Source organism: Thalassomonas sp. RHCl1 (assembly GCF_947387555.1).
Classification (GTDB): Bacteria; Pseudomonadota; Gammaproteobacteria; order Enterobacterales; family Alteromonadaceae; genus Thalassomonas.
On the sequence record NZ_CANDNZ010000009.1, the window covers coordinates 132,025 to 148,768 of the forward strand.

The following is a 16,744-nucleotide window of genomic DNA, read 5'->3' on the forward strand; positions in this document are numbered from 1 at the left end:
TGCTTTAAATGGAATTTTCTTGTTTATTTATTGCGTATGTTGAGTGTTCGTTTACCGGAGCGGGTGGCCAATTAATGAGGCGGCCAGGGGCTTAATATCCCGGGCGGCGTTTAATTTTGCCTGTACCTTGGCGGTAGTGATCGCCCCTTCTTTGAGCAGGCAAAGGTTGTCGGTGAGCCGGCTGCTTTTGTCTTCATCGGCTTCAAAGTTATCGACATGGGATTTGATTATCGTGCGGACATGGCTTTTATGTTGCTGGCAGGCGGCATAAATTAATGAGTCCTGCTGGCCGTATTCGGCGCTGGCATTGATAAAAAAACAGCCGTTGAATTCACCCATGGCCTGGCTGCGGTTATTAAACCAGTTGTCCAGGGCGTCAAATATTGCGAGGATCGCCGCTTTTCCTGCGGGGACGGCATCGAGTTGCTGCTTGAACCAGTGAATAAAGAGCTGATCCCGGTAATGCAGGCAGGCGAGAATTAGATCATCTTTTGATGAAAAGTGATGATAAAGGGTTTTTTTGGCGATGCCCGAGACTTTAAGGACTTCATTGATCCCCACGGCATGTATACCCTTGCGGTAAAAAAGCCTCATGGCGGTTTGGATTAATGCCAGCTTTTTACTGTTCATGTCGGTTTTCATTTTTTTCGGCATTGCTATCGGCAGATACAGGCATCTTGTCACAGCAAAACTGCCGTGTCTATCCAAGTCAGGTTAAGGCCTGCCATAAAAAGGGCTCAGTCCTGGTTCTCGTCCAGCTTAAAAAAGGCGATTGACGCTACCAGGCTGTTGACCTGGGCCGACATTTCTTCGGCGGTACTGGCAAGTTCTTCCGAAGCCGAGGCGGTTTGTTGTGAGCTGTTGTTAACCTGATCCATGGCTAAACTGATTTGGTGGGCGCCGCTGGTTTGTTCTTCCGAGGCCGAGGTGATTTCCACCACCAGGTCGGCGGTTTTTTGAATATTGGGTATGCTGTCGCTGATCAACTTGCCGGCATTTTCCGCCACTTCAGCACTGCTGCCGGCCAGCTTTCTAATCTCCTGGGCTGAGCTTTGACTGCGCTCCGCCAGTTTCCGCACTTCTTCCGCCACAACAGCAAATCCCCTGCCATGGCTGCCGGCCCGGGCGGCTTCTATGGCGGCATTTAATGCCAGTAAATTGGTTTTGTAAGCGATGTCTTCGATTAAGGCGATTTTATCGGTAATGCTTTTCATGGCGGATAAGGTTTCCTGCATCGCGGTTTCACCTTTATTTGCCTGCTGGGCAGCTTCTGTTGCCGTGGTGTTGGTAAGCCTGGCATTGCCGGTATTTTGCGTGATGGTGGTATTCATCTGCTCCAGTGATGAGCTGGTTTGTTCGACACTGATAGCCAGGCTTGAAGAGTTCTGGCTTAGGGTCTGGGCGGTGATACTGACTTCCTGGGAAGCATTTTTCATGGCCTGGGCGGTTTCAAGAATTTCGGCTAATACCCCCTGGATTTTCTCAATAAAGCCGTTTATCGAGCGGGCGGTTTTTCCTATCTCATCCCGGCCAAAGTCTGGCAGGCGGTAGGTGAGATCGCCGTCGCCATCACGTAAATCATCAACCGCCGTCAACATTTGCGCCACCGGGCGGGTAATAGAGCGGGCAATAAAAAAGATCATGGTTACTATCGCGGTAAATAACAGCAGAGACAGCAACAGGTTGAGCCTGAACAGGGCATGCTCTTTTGTTAACAGTGCCTGTTCACTGTCCCGGCTCAGGCGTTGCAGCAGGCCTTCGGTTTTATGTACTGTGTCGCGCATTTGACCCAGTATGCCGGAGTTACTGTCGAGCCCTTTGTTTTTACTGGCGATAAATAAGGCGTTAAAGTGTTGCTGATAGCTGTTGATATATTGTGCTAATACTTGTTTGCTTTGCTTTTTATGGCGGCTGTTGGTTATTTGGGCAAGCAAGGTTTGGCTGGCGTTTGTCAGTTTATCGGCATATTTGCCATCGAGCCGTAGCAGAAAGTCTTTTTCATGGCGCCGCAAGGTTAGCATGCCGGCGAGTAAAGCCTGATCTTCTAAGGTATTGATGGCTTTTTCAGCCTGATGCACGGCGTCCCGTAAGTTGCCGTACAAGCCATCTTTGGCGTGTAAACCAATTTTTTGCTGAACCGAGACCAGGGCGTTAAAGTGCTTGTTATACTCTTGAATAAAACGGCTGATCTGCTTGGCTTGATCGGTTTCCATATTATTGGCGCTTAATTCGGAAATCAGGTCTCCCAGCTGGGTATTGAGGGTTTCCAGGCTATCAGTAAAGCGGGTGTGGTATTTCAATGCCTTTCGTGCGAGAAAGTCTTTTTCATGGCGGCGCAGCATTAACATGCTGTTTTCGATGCGCACTACCTGGGTTTTTATTTCGCCGAGCCGGTGAATGCTGGTGGCGGTATGCTGGCTCAGCCAACCGAGAGAGCAGATGGTGATAACAACTAAACCCGATAGCAATTGAAATTTTTGCTTGATGCTCGGTGATAACATGACCAATACCCATGGCTGACATCCGCCGGTAGTAATGGCTAATTGTAGAAGATGTCGTTAAATCCTGCGAATCTGGCTTTCTCAGGCCACTTAACCCTGTGAATTTATGGTTTTTTAACCCGGGTCATAACCTGGTTTTGCCCGTGTTTTTTCACCCTTTTGCGGGCAGGATTAACAGCGGTGTCAGTTCATGTAAATGTCATATTAAGATAACAATACTGTCATATTGGCTATTTACAGTGGCTTTATCTTGCACAGGTGAGGAAAGATAATGAAATTCAATAACTGGGAAGAATTCGACGATATTTACGGTGATGAATCGTTAACCGAGCAGAAAAAAAATAATAAAACCCGTAAAAGGAAATGGCGTGAAATTGAAGCGATAAAAGAAAAACAGCGCTTGCGCAGGGAGTTGGCGGAATTTTATCACGAAGCTTTATAGTTGCCGGAGCAGGGGGGTTACTGAAACTCAGTCAAGCCCCTGCTCAATGTCCCTCGTTTTTTGCCATCAAACCGGTATTCCCCGGATGCAGCAGGTGCTGGTAAATATCTGTCCCCCGGGGTAGAATCTCCCCCGTTTTGAAAATGATTTACGCCCCGTAGTACTGACTACCCCAGGTTGCCAAATTCATTTGTTGCTGTGAAAGCGTGTCCTGACCGCGTGCTTTTATAGCGCCTTACTTATGCCTTTTCCCGTTAGAGATGTTGTGACGTGATGCAAGATAAAATTTTTATTATCGGTTTGCCGAGAACCGCCACCACCAGTGTTTGCCTGGCGATGTTAAACCTGGGGTTTAAAACCGCCCATACCGCCTATACCCGCGAGGCGATGACGCAGGCACAGGTGATTGCCGATACCCCGGTTTTTTGCGATTACCGGCAGCTGGATCTTGATTATCCCGGGGCTAAGTTTATTTATTTAACGCGTGATCCAGAGTTATGGCTGCCTTCCATCCGCCAGTTACTCAAACGTATGTATGTCAATTTACAGCGCAGCGACGGCGGTTTTAATCCGACGCTAAAGCGTTGCTATAACCGGGTGTTTGAGCCGTTAACGCAGGAAAACCTTGACCGGGATGACTTTTTGCTGGGCTGTTATCAGCGCCACCAACAAGATATTGTCGAATATTTCCGGGGCAGGGAGCAGGACTTGCTGACGCTGGATGTTGCCGAAACAGAGAGTTTTTCCCGGTTGTTAGCATTTTTAAATATTGTCCCGGGCGAAGATATCGAGCAGGGCTTTGACCGTATTAATATCGGCGGTAAGGTGACTGCCTGGAACAAAATCCGCCATCCCCTTAAAGTTGAGGCTACCCAGGCTGGGAAAATAGATAAAGTGGCCTAAGCAAGGGGGAAGGGATATTTAAAGAAAAAATTTCCCTTCCTTTATGGGCCTTATCGCGGGTAAAATCGCTTCTTTTGCTGTATTTGTAGTCTTATGTTTGAATTAAAATATCATACCCCTTTTTCCTGGACCGAAGCCGTATTAGCGGATTTTGATGCCTTCTTGCAGGATCACGCCGCCGCCGAGAAAAAAGCTTCGGGTATGGCCATGTCTATGCTTTCCCATTATCCCGACAGAAGAAGCCTGGTGAAGGCGATGACAGATTTGGCATTAGAAGAAATGATCCATTTTAAACAAGTGGTGAAAATCCTGCTGGCAAGAAATGTCGATTTGGCGGATGATAAAAAAGACACTTATGTTAAAGAGATACGTAAGGTTTTCCGTAATGGCCGTGAAGTTTTCCTGATGGATCGTTTGCTGGTGGCCGCGGTGATTGAAGCCCGGGGGCATGAGCGTTTTTCTTTAGTGGCGGAAGCCCTGCCTGAGGGTAAAGAAAAAGATTTTTATGTGACCATTGCCAAGTCAGAAGAGAAACACAAAAACCTGTTCGTTGAGCTTGCCTATGAATATTTTGACAAAGCGGAAGTGGACCTTCGACTGGAAGAAATTTTAGTGGAAGAAGCGAGGATTTGTGAAAAACTGCCTTTTAGGGCGGCATTGCATTAATACTTTTCTGTCGGCTTGCATCAAGGGATTAACGGCTAATCCCTTGATATTCATATTTACCCTAAAGCTGATTTAGCATTCACAGGCATAATAGCGGTTGCCTGTTTCTGAAGGCCAGGGTCTTGGGTAACCCGTGATACCGCCGCCGGCCACTTGAGGGGTCATCTCTTGAGGTAAAGCTTGTTCATCTTTAGACAGGTTTTTGATTTTTTGCTTATTCAGTTTAATTTTCATAATACGTCCTTTTTATTAATGTTGTAAATGCCCTGAATCAGGTGCACATATAACATATAGTTAACATTTTTACTTGTCAATCGTTTAAATAATGAACAGCTGTGTTTAAGGAGTTATTTTCTCTGAGTCTCGTAATTTATTTTGTCAGCAGATCGCCGGGAGGCATTTGCAGATGTATTCTTTGCCGTTGATCCAGTTGTAAAAGGTTATCGATATTACCCCAGTGTTTGTGTATCAAGGTTTTGATCAGTCCTGTTTTTTCTGCCAGCCGTAAGCTGTGCTCCAGTATCGAGTGATACTGTATTGCTGACGGTCCCAGATAAAAATATATATCTCGTTGATAAATAAATAATAACCTTTGTTCAATCTCAAGATCCGGATATAGTTTGGCATCCCCGATAACTTCATTCATGCCCCGTGATAAATAGTCAATATTGCGCCTTTTACTGGCGAGCATGGGGTAAATCTTATTGTTATCCCCCGGGATCTCCACATAAGGCAGTTGGTTGTATTTCCAGATTTCAATATCAAACCACTTTTCACCAAAACCTCCGGTCAGTTTATGTTTGATAAAATCAGCAAGGTTATTGATACGATCAAATTTCCATTGATCCCCTTTGGGGATCAGGAAGATGCGCTGGCCGATCATGCCGTTGGTCAGGCCGACATCCACCCGTTTAAAGGCCAAATCTCTTTCATGGGTTCCCAGCCGCCAGATTAAGTCTATTTTGCCATGTTTGAGGTAATTGACTTGCCGCAAATAACTTAAGTTACCGATAAAGTCTATTTTGGCCTGGTAACCGTTCAGGGCCAGGGCTTGTTGTAATAAATCACTATAAAATGCGACGTTTGCGTCATTGCGACTGGAGATGATCAAGGTGATGCTTTTTTGAGTTGTATTTGCATGTGCCGCAACTGACTGGGTTTCTTTGGCAAATGCAGCTTGAAACAACTGGGGGAGCAGGCATGACAAAGTGAAAATTAACCCTAACCATGGGGGGCTTTTTTTCGATGTGAGGGAATCTTTATTGATAGCGAACATCTTTTCCTGTGATTTACTCTTTTAAAAAATAGCCGTTGTTATCACTCAAAGTTGACTTGTAATGAAAGTCCAAAATAGCGGTCGGCATTACGGGGAATTTTATATCTGAAACCACTACCGCTATAAGTGTTAGTGTAGCTGTTATCGGCTAAGTTTTTGCCAATCAGGGACAGCCGGTATTTATCATCGGCAAAAGAAAATTCAATGGCGGCATTCCAAAGGCCATAAGACGGCAGCAAGGAGGCGGGGGCAAATATGCCTTCATTGTCGGGTAATTCGGCATATTGCTCATCGGTATAACTATAGCTGGTATTGATTTTGATCTGGACCCCTTCGGTGGCAAGATAATAATTGGCGGCAATTGAGTATTTGCGATCGGGAGAAAAGGGCACTTCTAAGCCGGATCTGGCACTACATGCTTGCCCCAAAGGGCAGTTAAATTTATCGATTCGGGCTTGTACCAGGGAAACTCCGCCATAGAACTCCAGATTATCGCCGGCTTGCCAGAAAAAATCCGCTTCAATTCCCCGGGTGGAGACATCTCCGGCATTGGTGAGCCGGGTGATGCAAACCCCGGTGCTGCAGTCAAAATTATTGGCCTGGAAGCCGGTAAACCGGCTATAGAATAATGCCGATGTTAACAGCAAATGGTTGTTGTTGTACTTAAAGCCGAGTTCAAAAGCATCCGACTGTTCGGCATCGATAACACCGGTTTCCGTTGGTTTCATGTTGTAATAAACATTAAAGCCGGGTCCTTTGTAGCCCTGGCTCCAGTGACCATAAATTTGGCTGGAGCCGGATAAGCGATAACGGGCGCCGAGTTTTATTGACAGCTTGTTATCACGGGTTTCGCCGCTAAGCCGGGTATCACTGCTGCGTCCCTGGACACCAACCCCGGCCCTGCCCCAGGGATCGTTATTGACCCGTTTGTGGTGATAGGAAATCTTGTCATGGCCAAAACGCAGGCCATACAATAAAGGCAGGTTCTCGCGCAGCAAATATTCTCCGCCGCCATAGAGAGCATAGTTGATGAATTTACTGTCCATGTCGGCTCTGGCATCGACTATTTCTGTGGCCAGGCAGGTGAGATTGGGGTTTTGCTGTAAAATGTCCTGATTTTGCCCCTTATCGTTCTGGCAGCTGGCGAAACGGGTAAAGTTGCGATCTACATCCTGATACCAGAAAAATGCCCCGAGCTGGTAGCTATTGCCGTTATTGTCCGGGTCGTGATTGACTGAGCTTAGCCTGAATTCCTGTGAGAATTGCTGCCACTGTTGCGGGCCAATATCGTGCATTTGATAAAACACCGAGGAGAAGTCCACCGGCTGCGCCGTTTTCCCCCCGGTTGAGGAAAAATCTCCTTCGCGAATTTCGGTGTTTTCCCAGCGCCGATAGGCGGAAATGGCATGAAAGTGATGCTTTGCGTAATCTTGCTGAAAATGAAATGACAGCGCCGAGGTTTTATCCAAAGTTTTAGTGGTAAAGTCATGATCTATTTTACGCTGTCCAAGGTCGATGTCGGCAACACCATCAACAATGCCCCGGCTGTCGGGAGCTGCCTCGGAGCCAGTATTGAAACCGCTTGGCAAGCCTTCGATGTCGGTACAGCAAGTATCGTCGGCGTCAAAGTACTCAAAGATAAATTTCAGCTCCCGGCGATGTTTGTCATCCTGATATCGCAAAACAGCGCGGGCGCCCAGGTGGTTATAGCCGTCGGCCCGCTCCCGGGTATAAACATTATTCAGGTGACCGTCAAACCCTGCACGCAGCAGGCTTAAACTGCCGGAAAGACTGTCGCTTAACGGGCCGGACAAGCGGGCATTGACCCGGTATTCGTCCTGCTGAAAATAGCTGGTGGTTATCGAAGCCGTAAATTCATCATCGGGTTCCCGGGTAAGGATATTGACCACGCCGGCGGAAGCATTTTTCCCGAACAAGGTCCCTTGCGGCCCTCTCAATACTTCGATGCGCTCGATGTCATATAAACCGGAAAAAGCCTGGCCCGAGCGGCCGAGCACGACACCATCAACGACCGTAGATACGCTGGGCTCGGCGGCAATACTGAAAGAAATGGTGCCTATGCCCCTTAAGGTTAAAGCGGAATTGCGGGTGGTATTGCCTTTTCTGAAGCTCAGGCTGGGCACCAGGGATTGCAGCTGTTCGACATTGGCGGCATAAGCGGTATCGATTTGCTCCCGGTTAAGCAAGGTAATGGCAAGCGGTACCTCCAACAGGTTTTGCTCCTGCTTTTGCGCCGTGACGGTAATGGTTTCTAAAGCGGAGGCCTCATTTTTCTGATGATGTATACTGGCCTCTGGCGCTTGGCTTTCGGCGAAGGACAGGGAAGAGGAGTTGCCATAAGGGGCATATAAGCAAGAGAAAAGAATAAAGCTAATCATCAAATAAAGATAAGTTAACATAAATAGCTTTATCATTTTGGCCTGACTCAGTTTTGCGTAAATCACAGCTAATATCAGTTTAGTGGTATTTGGATTAATACTCGAACTAAGCCGGAAGGTCTTTGTGCGTGGAGTTGCCTGATGCAGGAATAGCGCTATGCTGATAATTATTATTCGGTGATTTTTTGTCCGCTATGACATTGAATTTTTCTGTTAATAGTTATGCCTTTCTTTTTTATTTTTTTAGCCTGATTGCCGGCGCCAAAGAAGTGGTGGTGGCTTTCCCTGAGCATATCCCTCCCTGGGTGAACCAGGGGGATGACAGCGGCATCAGCCCGGAGATTGTTGCCCATGCCCTGGCTTTTCGAGGCCATAAACTGGTCGTTAAATATATTCCTTTTGCCCGTATGTCTGTGGTGCTTAAAGATGCCGGAGTTGATGCCGTGGCTATGGTCGAGGGGCAAAAGGTGGTTGGCGATTATTTTATTCGCAAATCACCACACGTTTTAGCACCTCATTGATTTCTTTAAAGCAGCAGGACTTTACCATTGAGGCGATGGCGGACTTAAAAGACAAGCGGGTGCTGGCTTTTCAGGATGCCAGTAAAATCTTTCCGGACCTAGGCTGGCTGCATAAAGCCAACCCCTTATATCAGGAGATGGCCAACCAGGAAAGCCAGGTAGCGCTGCTTTTTAAACAGCGGGTTGACTTGATAGTGCTTGATCGCAGTATTTTTTATTATTGGCGAAATAGCATTAATTATGTCAACACCGGCGCAGGGGTGACCTTTCACGAGTTGTCGTCAATCAGTGCCATGGAAGTTGACAGCCCGACGCAAACGGTCTTTAAAGATAAAACCCTGCGGGATGATTTTAATTTTGGCTTGCAGCGCCTGAGGGATACCGGGCTGTACCAGAAAATCGTCAGCCGCTATTTACGCGGCTGTGCGCAGATGGGCAGGCATATGGACTACCGGCTAAGTGAGTTTCGCTAATAGAGTTTGAGGCTTAATTGCATTACCATAAGCGCTTTATTCTTTGTTGGAAGGCATGATGCGCATCCTGTTATTATCAGCCTATGATGCGGTAAGTCATCAATATTGGCGTAAAGGCCTGGTAGCTCAGTTTCCCGAATATGACTGGACGGTACTCACCTTGCCGGGGCGTTTTTTTTCCTGGCGGGTCAGGGGCAACAGCCTGAGCTGGGCTTTTAGTGAGCGAGAATGCCTTGAGCAGCCCTATGATTTATTGCTTGCCACTTCCATGACGGATTTGTCCGCCCTCAAAGGCCTGGTGCCTGCCCTTGCCGGGGTGCCGTCGATTGTTTATTTCCATGAAAACCAGTTTGCCTACCCGCTTTCCGGCAAAGAGTTTTCTTCGGTTGAACCTAAGGTATTAAGCCTGTACAGCGCATTGGCCGCGGACTTTGTGGTTTTTAATACCCGCTACAATAAAGAGACCTTCTTTAACGGCGCCGACGCCTTATTGAAAAAGTTGCCGGACCGGGTGCCGCCGGGGTTAATTGAGCTGCTGGCGAGCAAAACCAGGGTTTTGCCTGTGCCTGTTTTAGATACCGCGCTAACAAAAGGTGAAAGCCGAAGCGGCCCTTTGCAAGTTATCTGGAATCACCGCTGGGAGTACGATAAGGGGCCCGAGTTGTTACACCGGGTGATGTTGGCCCTTAAGCAGCAAAACGTTCAGGTGCAGTTTCACCTGGTTGGCCAGCAATTTCGTTATATCCCGCCGGTATTTGAGCAACTGAAAAAGGACTGTTGGGAGCTGATAGCCACCTGGGGTTATGTGGACAGCCGCCAGGCATATAATAGCTTATTGCAAAACTCGGATGTGGTTTTGTCCACGGCGCTGCATGATTTTCAGGGCATTGCCGTACTTGAAGGCGTCGCTGCCGGTTGTGTGCCTGTGGTGCCGGACCGGCTGGCTTATCCGGAGCTTTTTTCAGGGGAATTTTGCTACTCTGAGCAAGGCAATGAGGTGGCTAACCTGGCAGAGCGCCTGGCCGCCCTGGCAGGTCTTAAAGCACAGCAAGCGTTGCCGCGAGCGCCATCGGTCGGGCAATTTTGCTGGTCTGAGCAACAAGGGGCTTATCGTCAGCTGCTAACCTTGGCTGCCGGGCGCGGTTAATAGCGGTTTCTTTGCCCGGGCAGGTCGCTGAGATATTCGACAAATTCAACTTCAAAGCCGTCGGGGTCTTTGAAATAGACATTTTTGCGATAGCTATCTTCTGCGCCGGGTTTATCTATTTCAAATCCGGCCTGCTGTAACCGTCTGATCACAGCATCAAGGTTTTGGCTGACAAAAGCAAAATGCGCCAGGCCAACCTGATGTCCGCTCAGATCGCGGTTTTCCCCTGTGCCGTCGTCATTAAAGCAGATATATTGGTAGTCATCGCCAAAGTGCAGCCAGTTTCTGGGCTTGCCGGACCAGCTGCCTTCACCGCCGCCGCGCACTCGCCAATGGGGAAAAGCGGCCTGATAAAAGCTCAGGGCTTTAGGGATATCGGTAACCACTAAATTTATATGTTCAAGATGTAACATGGTGAGTCCTCCGGGTCTTGTTTTAGTGCGGTATAAGGTGTCGGCAGTACTTTACATGCCGTATCGGTATTCCTGTTGTTTTGGATAGGGGCTGTGCAGGTGCTGGCGCCGTATGGAGGATAATGCCTGGCTGTACTGATATAACATAAACAAGCTGTAGTTGATGCGCTCTTTAAGGGCCAAGTCCCGCCTTGCTGTTTGTTCGGCCTCAAAGGAGGTGGCTGTTACCTTAAGTTTGCTCTGCTGCGATTGCTTGTCATTAAGCACTTGTTCGACATTGCGAATGATCAAATGATCGGGCACTGCCACCAGTTTATTATTTTTTAAGGCATTCATTCTTAATTCGGTTATCGGGTAAGCACCGCTGATGCCGTTGACCACAGAAACCAGCAGCACAGGTTTATGGGCAACTTCCTGCATATCACACATCAATAAGAAGTTTTTCAATATCGGTGTCGCCATACCTCCCCATTCCGGGGTGATCAGGATCAGTGCATCGGCTTCCCTGATCCTGGCGCTGAGCAGGGGCCAGCTGCTGTTTTCATCGTTTTTACTTTCCTGTTCGCCATCCCAGAAAGGCAAGTGGTAGCGACATAATTCGATATGTTGTGTTTCGCTGAACTGTGTGGCTACCTGATTCAGGTAATCGGCGACTTTTGCACTTTGAGAGGGAGTTATCTGGCTGCCGCTGACGATAAGTAATTTCATTTTTACAAACCTTTTGTTTACCAATATATATAAAGTAAAGTGTTTGCATATAAAAGTAAAGGTAAATAAACTTAAAGGTTTACTTAATGGCTGGGAATACGGGGATTGATAAGATGGGATACTGAGGTAGCAGGCAACTAAAGGCCGTGTTTACATGCCTTTAGCTGCACTTAGTGTGGGGGAGCCAGGGCTATGGTCTGCCTGGTTTAACGGATGTTAAATGTTAACTCCTGTGCCGAGCAGTTAAAGGGAAGTAAGTCAGCATCGTTAACCCGGGCTTTATATTCCAGTCGTCTTGGCTTTAAGCTGATGGAATAACTGCCTGTTGACAAGGGATATACCAAGGTTAAATCAAGCTCGGTATCGAGTTCGCTATGGGCTGATATGGAAATAAAGTCCGATGGCTGGGGAGTCAGGCGTTTTACCTTAGGTCCCTGGTAATTTAAGGTTTTTCCTTCGGCATCTTTAATCACAAACAGCTCGCCCATAAAACCTTCAAACGGGGTATACCAGGATAAGAGTTCTAAATCCTGATCGCTGGTATTGCTGATGGTAAAGTTTATCCACACGCCTGCTTCAAGCACTTGCTTGTCGGCAAGGGAGAGCCGGCACTGAAAAGGTACTTTTTTGTTCGTGGTCATGGTTTCTGCAATCACCCGGTTAACCGGTATCTGCCCGGTAGAAAAAAGATAGGCAAGTACCAGGAATATCCCGAAGATCAGCAGCCAGGTTAATTTTGTTGTTGTCATAAGGTAAGTTAAACCTAAGGTCAAAAAGCTTACCGGCAGCGCATCTCGTGCTTTGCCGGTAAGCCTTATATTATAGTGAATTAACGACTAATTCTGGTACGGGGTATTCTCCGCAAAATATTCATGGCTGTCGGCATTGTTTAATGCCTGGTTCGGGTTGGAAATCGCCAGGCTTTTCGCACCGGATTGGCCGTAAACCACATCATCTGTGCCGGCGACAACATTAAAATGACTCAGCTCATGGATGATGGTGCCCGCACGTGAATCTGTACCTGTTTCACGGGCGCTCCAAAATGCCCGGCACAGGTAAACTTTGTAGGGCTGGTTAGGATAGACATAGGCAAAGTAAGACTGGTTGCAGCTGCAGTCAAAAGTGATGGACTCGTTGTCTATGGCGTCATTAATGGCGTCAAAGTTACTTGCCGCGGTATTGTAGCGGCTGTTGGTGGCTTCACCGAACCAGGTTTCATACCGGGCCGAAGTATTACTGGCGGAATGAGAGTTCAGGTAGGCAACGGCGTCGTTAGCCATTTGATCGGCGGCGTCAAGTGCGCTGAAAATACTGTTTTTTTCACTGTTGCTGCAGCGACCGCTAAAACAGGTGCCGTCGATGCATTCGGTGCCGCCGCCTGGCTTTTTACTGACCTTAGCCAAGCCTTTGGATTGCACGCCGTCCAACCACAGGTATGAGGCATCGGAAGCGAGGCGCTCAATGTTGGCACTTTGCACCTTGTTGATGCCGTTATCCTGGGTTGTCGGCTGATCGTTGCTAAACAGATGCAGCGAGCTGACATCGTAACTGATTTCATAGTTACCCGCTTCGCTCATGTCATACAGGGAGGTCAGTTCAAAACTGCGGCTAAGGGACTGGCCGGATTTTAACTTGATAAAGTCCTTTTCTGTCGGGGCATGACGTTTATAGTGGGGCCCCATAAATTCAACTTCTACCCCGTCTCTGAGCACATGGAAGATCTTTTCTTCTTCTAAATCAGTATACCAGCTGAGGATTTTTTCTGTCGCCTGGCCGTTATTGGTGATGGTTAAGGTGGCGCTGACATTGCCGGCGGCACTGCTTTGAATATCCACGACGGCATCGAGCTGGGCGGCATTTACCTGCAAAGCAAACAGTGAAAGGCCCGATAGGGCGAGGGTTGAAAGATATTTCATAGGTTTGTCCTTATTGTTATGGTAACAACTTATGGTTATTTTAATAATTCCTTTATTTATCAGTCTCCTGACCGACTGTTTAAGTCTGGTTGCAAATGGCGGTTTTTCTCGTAGTCTTGCGACAGATTTTCAACAAAAAGCGACAAAAAGAGCAAAATTTAGGTATTATTGAGCTAAATTTACAGACCCGTAAGGGCAAAAAATATAAGGAAAACAACTTGGCAGGTTCGAGTTTACTGGCATTAATCGATGATATTGCCGCGGTATTAGATGACATTGCGGCGCTTTCGAAAGTGGCGGCGAAAAAAACAGCGGGTGTTTTAGGGGATGATCTGGCATTAAATGCCGAGCAGGCGTCGGGAGTAAAAGCCGATCGTGAATTGCCGGTTGTCTGGGCGGTGGCTAAAGGCTCATTTCTCAATAAACTGATTTTGGTGCCGGCGGCCTTGCTGATCAGCGCCTTTTATCCGCCGCTGATCACGGTTTTACTGGTACTTGGCGGTTTATTTCTGTGCTTTGAGGGCTTCGAAAAAGTTTTTGAAAAGCTGTTTCATAAGGAAAGTGCGGCCGAGGCCCTGGCCCATCAGGAAAAATTGCAGTCGCTGGCAGATGATGACACAGATCTGGTGGCGATGGAGCGGGAGAAAATCCGCGGCGCTATCAGGACAGACTTTGTGCTATCGGCGGAAATTGTTGTTATTGTTTTGGGTACGCTGCAGGAGCAAACTTTTGAGATGCAGCTGATGGTGTTGTCGGCACTGGCCATCGCGATCACCGTCGGGGTTTATGGCCTGGTGGCGCTGATCGTCAAAATAGATGATTTGGGCTTGTATTTGCTGAGAAAGTCGGTCTCCGGTTCCTTTAACTCCCTGCAACGTATAGCGGGCCGCAGTTTATTGATCTTTGCCCCTAATATGATGAAGATGTTAACCATAGTCGGTACCATTGCCATGTTTTTAGTGGGGGGAGGCATATTAGTGCATAGCTTCCATGCCCTGAGTGAGCAGATCACTGCTTTGGTAGAGCAGCTGGCCGTGACCCTGGGGAGTTTTTCAAGCGCGGTATTGCCAATTCTTTTTGAAGGAATAGTCGGCCTTATTGCCGGTGGTCTGGTATTGCTGATGATATCAATAGCCAGTAAGGGCTGGAATAAGGTTAAAAATTAGCGAAGTTGGCCCTGTAGCCAGCTATGCAGCCGATGCCTCTATCAGAAAATAACACGCTTGCTTACCTTCTGATAGGGGCATTGCTGTGAACCGCTAAGACCACTGCCAATCGTTAGTTAGGCTGCGCAGGCCATAGGTTCATTAAAAGCCACCAGGGATATTCCCTGAGTTTCAGCTTTGGCATAGGCCTGCTGAAGAATGCTGTGTTCAATGGTCGAGTTATCGGCGACCCATTCTGTTTGTTCAATTAGGATTTCATCCCAACCTAAATTCACGAGAAAATTCTCAATGTTATCCAGGTTGTCTTCAAGTTCACCGTTTTGCAAAAACAAAGTGATGATGTGTCTGTCACCTTTAGTAAACTTTTCATTCTCTGCCATGTATTCGGCTGAACCGCTGATAATAAGCATAATAGCACCTCGATTTATCTTGTCGTCATAGTGTTAAGTGAGTCCGGTGTTATTTCAGCTCTGTCAATTTATTGCTGCACCAGAAAACATCTATAACCAAGCATTTTTCATTCCAACTATTTTTATCGGGCTTAAAAAATTAAGCCCTAGCGCTTTAACGGTGAGTTGATAGCGTTTTATTCTTTGATCGTGCGCTTAATATCACTTTTTTCGGTTTTCCAGGATAACAAGCTGGTGTTTTCTTGTATTTGCAACTGCAGGTAATTGCGTTCCCTTAACAATTTGTCTTTATTACCAAGGCGGAACAACCGGCAGAACCAGCCCCCCTGGCCTTTTTTATGCTCCCTGCCGCTGTCCATAAAAAAGCGTAAAATCGGCCAGGCCCAGCTTTTTGGCGGATAGTTGACTATGCCGGAGCTGATCACCTGATACCAGTTCAGTGGATCTTTTCCGGCTTTTTTCTGCTTTTTATTACGGCAAAGCTGACCGAAGCCGCCGACATGGACATCTCCCGAGAGAATAAACCTTTGCTTAAAGCTCTGCATCGGCTCAGACAATAACCAGCGGATCATTTGTGCCCTTTCTTTTCTGTGGCCGCTGGCACGCCAATGATCGCGAATATCATCCTGCCATTGCCTAGCATAAGGGATAAAACCGATGAATTGCTCTATCCGTTCAAAGTCGGGATAAACCACAGGCACGGCGCTGAGCAACAAAATATTGTCGGCGTCTGATCTCAGTTGTTCGACTTTGTCATGGATAAGCTGCCAGTGATCTTTATTCATAATGCGTTTTATTTGCCGTTCACTGCGGTTGTCCATGGCGACAATAAGCTGACGGCGAAAGAGGACACAATAGCTGGCATGATGCTTGTCGTTTAGCAGCAGCTCTTGCATGCCCCGTAACTGGAATAAGCGAAAATAAATATTTGCCCAGTGAAAAATCGCCTGAAAAACCGGGCATTGCTGCTTTTGTTCAGGGTATGAGCCCCAGCCGTCGATGATATCATGATCATCCCACATCATAATGCTAGGTATTGATGCCAGCATGGCGGCAATATCCGTTTGTCCCCAGGTATTAAAGTACTGGCGCTCAAACAGCTGCTCCAGCTCCTGATGGATTTGCGGGCTGTCAAAGGTTTGTATTTTTTGTTTTTTTGATGATTTAAACCAGAGGTTTAAATGGGGCGCCGAAGGGGACATAGGTAATTCATCGGCATAAATTTGATCCCCGCCCATGATCAGCAAATGATAGGGCTGCTGCTTTTGTTCAAGGTGCATTTTATGCCATAAGGCATAATCGAGTTTTTCTTTGTCTTTATCCCTGGGGTGGTGAAAGCCGTTGCAGCTGGCATACGCGATATTCACAGCTTCACTGCTGCCGGGGACGGTAAAAGCCCAGCTGGAAACAGCATACTGTGTGGATAAGGCCGGTCCGTCAGCATTGTGCCAGCTATAACTCAGCTGCTGGCTAGTGTCCGTGACCGCAATGTCGACCTCGGCCCGCCAGAAAAAACCCGAAGGGGTCTGGGCCAGGCATTTTGCCGGATATAACTTGTCTGCAATTTTAAGCTGTAGTGGTGAACCGCTTCGGGTTAAGACACAAAAGCTGTATAGCTGGTCGTTTTCCAGGCCAAGCAAGGGACCAAATATTATTTCAGACAAAATCTTCCTTAAATTATTATTTGTTATTTATTGCCGCAGGCTATCTTGTTTTTGTTTTATAAACAAGGCTGTTGTCGCTATATAAGCGCCTGTGCCCGGGAGTCTTTGTAAATAATCTGCTGCAAAGGCTTTTGAGCTT

At 47.4% G+C, this 16,744-nt stretch carries 18 protein-coding genes; 7 read left to right on the forward strand and 11 right to left on the reverse strand.

All coding sequences use genetic code 11. The annotated features are described in order from the left end of the window. Positions 1 to 51 precede the first annotated feature (51 nt). Positions 52 to 630 (reverse strand): TetR/AcrR family transcriptional regulator, encoded by a 579-nt coding sequence (locus tag QL234_RS22485; RefSeq protein WP_281560013.1) that lies wholly within the window; start codon positions 628 to 630, stop codon positions 52 to 54. 107 nt (positions 631 to 737) lie between these two features. Continuing rightward, positions 738 to 2,501 (reverse strand): methyl-accepting chemotaxis protein, encoded by a 1,764-nt coding sequence (locus tag QL234_RS22490; RefSeq protein WP_281560014.1) that lies wholly within the window; start codon positions 2,499 to 2,501, stop codon positions 738 to 740. 271 nt (positions 2,502 to 2,772) lie between these two features. On the opposite strand from QL234_RS22490, the gene QL234_RS22495 reads away from it, so the two are divergent. The 3 genes from QL234_RS22495 to QL234_RS22505 all read left to right on the forward strand — a co-directional run bounded on the left by QL234_RS22495 (position 2,773) and on the right by QL234_RS22505 (position 4,512). Continuing rightward, positions 2,773 to 2,943, forward strand: a complete 171-nt coding sequence (locus tag QL234_RS22495; protein ID WP_084692641.1) for a DUF3545 family protein — start codon at positions 2,773 to 2,775, stop codon at positions 2,941 to 2,943. A gap of 273 nt (positions 2,944 to 3,216) precedes the next feature. Next, positions 3,217 to 3,846, forward strand: a complete 630-nt coding sequence (locus QL234_RS22500) for a sulfotransferase (RefSeq protein WP_281560015.1) — start codon at positions 3,217 to 3,219, stop codon at positions 3,844 to 3,846. A gap of 93 nt (positions 3,847 to 3,939) precedes the next feature. Next, a complete protein-coding gene (locus QL234_RS22505) occupies positions 3,940 to 4,512 on the forward strand; it encodes a tRNA-(ms[2]io[6]A)-hydroxylase (RefSeq protein WP_281560016.1) in 573 nt (190 codons plus the stop codon). A 72-nt stretch (positions 4,513 to 4,584) separates the two neighbouring features. Here QL234_RS22505 and QL234_RS22510 read toward each other — a convergent pair whose 3' ends face one another. From QL234_RS22510 to QL234_RS22520, 3 genes are all read right to left on the reverse strand, one after another. Next, a complete protein-coding gene (locus QL234_RS22510; RefSeq protein WP_281560017.1) occupies positions 4,585 to 4,746 on the reverse strand; it encodes a hypothetical protein in 162 nt (53 codons plus the stop codon). 136 nt (positions 4,747 to 4,882) lie between these two features. After that, positions 4,883 to 5,623, reverse strand: a complete 741-nt coding sequence (locus QL234_RS22515) for a hypothetical protein (protein WP_281560018.1) — start codon at positions 5,621 to 5,623, stop codon at positions 4,883 to 4,885. A gap of 206 nt (positions 5,624 to 5,829) precedes the next feature. Then, positions 5,830 to 8,208: a TonB-dependent receptor gene (locus QL234_RS22520; RefSeq protein WP_281560019.1), complete on the reverse strand. Its 2,379-nt coding sequence runs from the start codon at positions 8,206 to 8,208 to the stop codon at positions 5,830 to 5,832. A gap of 173 nt (positions 8,209 to 8,381) precedes the next feature. On the opposite strand from QL234_RS22520, the gene QL234_RS22525 reads away from it, so the two are divergent. From QL234_RS22525 to QL234_RS22535, 3 genes are read left to right on the forward strand one after another with little or no spacing between them, the layout of a single operon-like run. Continuing rightward, positions 8,382 to 8,708, forward strand: coding sequence for a hypothetical protein (locus QL234_RS22525; protein ID WP_281560020.1), 327 nt, complete (start codon positions 8,382 to 8,384; stop codon positions 8,706 to 8,708). After that, positions 8,705 to 9,181, forward strand: a complete 477-nt coding sequence (locus tag QL234_RS22530) for a transporter substrate-binding domain-containing protein (RefSeq protein WP_281560021.1) — start codon at positions 8,705 to 8,707, stop codon at positions 9,179 to 9,181. The genes QL234_RS22525 and QL234_RS22530 overlap by 4 nt, the downstream gene beginning before the upstream one ends. A 55-nt stretch (positions 9,182 to 9,236) precedes the next feature. Beyond that, positions 9,237 to 10,328, forward strand: coding sequence for a DUF3524 domain-containing protein (locus tag QL234_RS22535; RefSeq protein WP_281560022.1), 1,092 nt, complete (start codon positions 9,237 to 9,239; stop codon positions 10,326 to 10,328). Here QL234_RS22535 and QL234_RS22540 read toward each other — a convergent pair. The 4 genes from QL234_RS22540 to QL234_RS22555 form a co-directional block, all read right to left on the reverse strand. Then, positions 10,325 to 10,741, reverse strand: a complete 417-nt coding sequence (locus tag QL234_RS22540; protein ID WP_281560023.1) for a VOC family protein — start codon at positions 10,739 to 10,741, stop codon at positions 10,325 to 10,327. The genes QL234_RS22535 and QL234_RS22540 overlap by 4 nt on opposite strands. Positions 10,742 to 10,792: 51 nt before the next feature. After that, a complete protein-coding gene (locus QL234_RS22545; RefSeq protein WP_281560024.1) occupies positions 10,793 to 11,449 on the reverse strand; it encodes an NAD(P)H-dependent oxidoreductase in 657 nt (218 codons plus the stop codon). Between the two features lie 206 nt (positions 11,450 to 11,655). After that, positions 11,656 to 12,198 (reverse strand): hypothetical protein, encoded by a 543-nt coding sequence (locus tag QL234_RS22550; protein WP_281560025.1) that lies wholly within the window; start codon positions 12,196 to 12,198, stop codon positions 11,656 to 11,658. A gap of 87 nt (positions 12,199 to 12,285) precedes the next feature. After that, complete coding sequence (locus QL234_RS22555) at positions 12,286 to 13,365, reverse strand: M35 family metallo-endopeptidase (RefSeq protein WP_281560026.1); 1,080 nt, start codon at positions 13,363 to 13,365, stop codon at positions 12,286 to 12,288. Between the two features lie 218 nt (positions 13,366 to 13,583). Between QL234_RS22555 and QL234_RS22560 the strand changes: the two genes are divergently transcribed. After that, the gene (locus tag QL234_RS22560; RefSeq protein WP_281560027.1) at positions 13,584 to 14,531 is read left to right on the forward strand and encodes a DUF808 domain-containing protein; all 948 of its coding nucleotides are present in this window, start codon (positions 13,584 to 13,586) and stop codon (positions 14,529 to 14,531) included. A 116-nt stretch (positions 14,532 to 14,647) separates the two neighbouring features. Here the strand turns inward: QL234_RS22560 and QL234_RS22565 are convergent, their stop codons facing one another. Further along, the gene (locus QL234_RS22565; protein ID WP_044832102.1) at positions 14,648 to 14,941 is read right to left on the reverse strand and encodes a hypothetical protein; all 294 of its coding nucleotides are present in this window, start codon (positions 14,939 to 14,941) and stop codon (positions 14,648 to 14,650) included. A 176-nt stretch (positions 14,942 to 15,117) separates the two neighbouring features. Further along, complete coding sequence (locus QL234_RS22570) at positions 15,118 to 16,605, reverse strand: alkaline phosphatase D family protein (RefSeq protein WP_281560028.1); 1,488 nt, start codon at positions 16,603 to 16,605, stop codon at positions 15,118 to 15,120. Positions 16,606 to 16,744: the final 139 nt, after the last annotated feature.

Bases quoted from the DNA above. Each gene is read 5' to 3' on its own strand.
- QL234_RS22490 (WP_281560014.1), bottom strand. From the start codon at position 2,501: ATGTTATCACCGAGCATCAAGCAAAAATTTCAATTGCTATCGGGTTTA.
- QL234_RS22555 (WP_281560026.1), bottom strand. From the start codon at position 13,365: ATGAAATATCTTTCAACCCTCGCCCTATCGGGCCTTTCACTGTTTGCT.
- QL234_RS22505 (WP_281560016.1), top strand. From the start codon at position 3,940: ATGTTTGAATTAAAATATCATACCCCTTTTTCCTGGACCGAAGCCGTA.
- QL234_RS22500 (WP_281560015.1), top strand. From the start codon at position 3,217: ATGCAAGATAAAATTTTTATTATCGGTTTGCCGAGAACCGCCACCACC.
- QL234_RS22540 (WP_281560023.1), bottom strand. From the start codon at position 10,741: ATGTTACATCTTGAACATATAAATTTAGTGGTTACCGATATCCCTAAA.
- QL234_RS22525 (WP_281560020.1), top strand. From the start codon at position 8,382: ATGACATTGAATTTTTCTGTTAATAGTTATGCCTTTCTTTTTTATTTT.
- QL234_RS22520 (WP_281560019.1), bottom strand. From the start codon at position 8,208: ATGTTAACTTATCTTTATTTGATGATTAGCTTTATTCTTTTCTCTTGC.
- QL234_RS22550 (WP_281560025.1), bottom strand. From the start codon at position 12,198: ATGACAACAACAAAATTAACCTGGCTGCTGATCTTCGGGATATTCCTG.
- QL234_RS22545 (WP_281560024.1), bottom strand. From the start codon at position 11,449: ATGAAATTACTTATCGTCAGCGGCAGCCAGATAACTCCCTCTCAAAGT.
- QL234_RS22495 (WP_084692641.1), top strand. From the start codon at position 2,773: ATGAAATTCAATAACTGGGAAGAATTCGACGATATTTACGGTGATGAA.
- QL234_RS22535 (WP_281560022.1), top strand. From the start codon at position 9,237: ATGATGCGCATCCTGTTATTATCAGCCTATGATGCGGTAAGTCATCAA.
- QL234_RS22485 (WP_281560013.1), bottom strand. From the start codon at position 630: ATGAACAGTAAAAAGCTGGCATTAATCCAAACCGCCATGAGGCTTTTT.
- QL234_RS22510 (WP_281560017.1), bottom strand. From the start codon at position 4,746: ATGAAAATTAAACTGAATAAGCAAAAAATCAAAAACCTGTCTAAAGAT.
- QL234_RS22565 (WP_044832102.1), bottom strand. From the start codon at position 14,941: ATGCTTATTATCAGCGGTTCAGCCGAATACATGGCAGAGAATGAAAAG.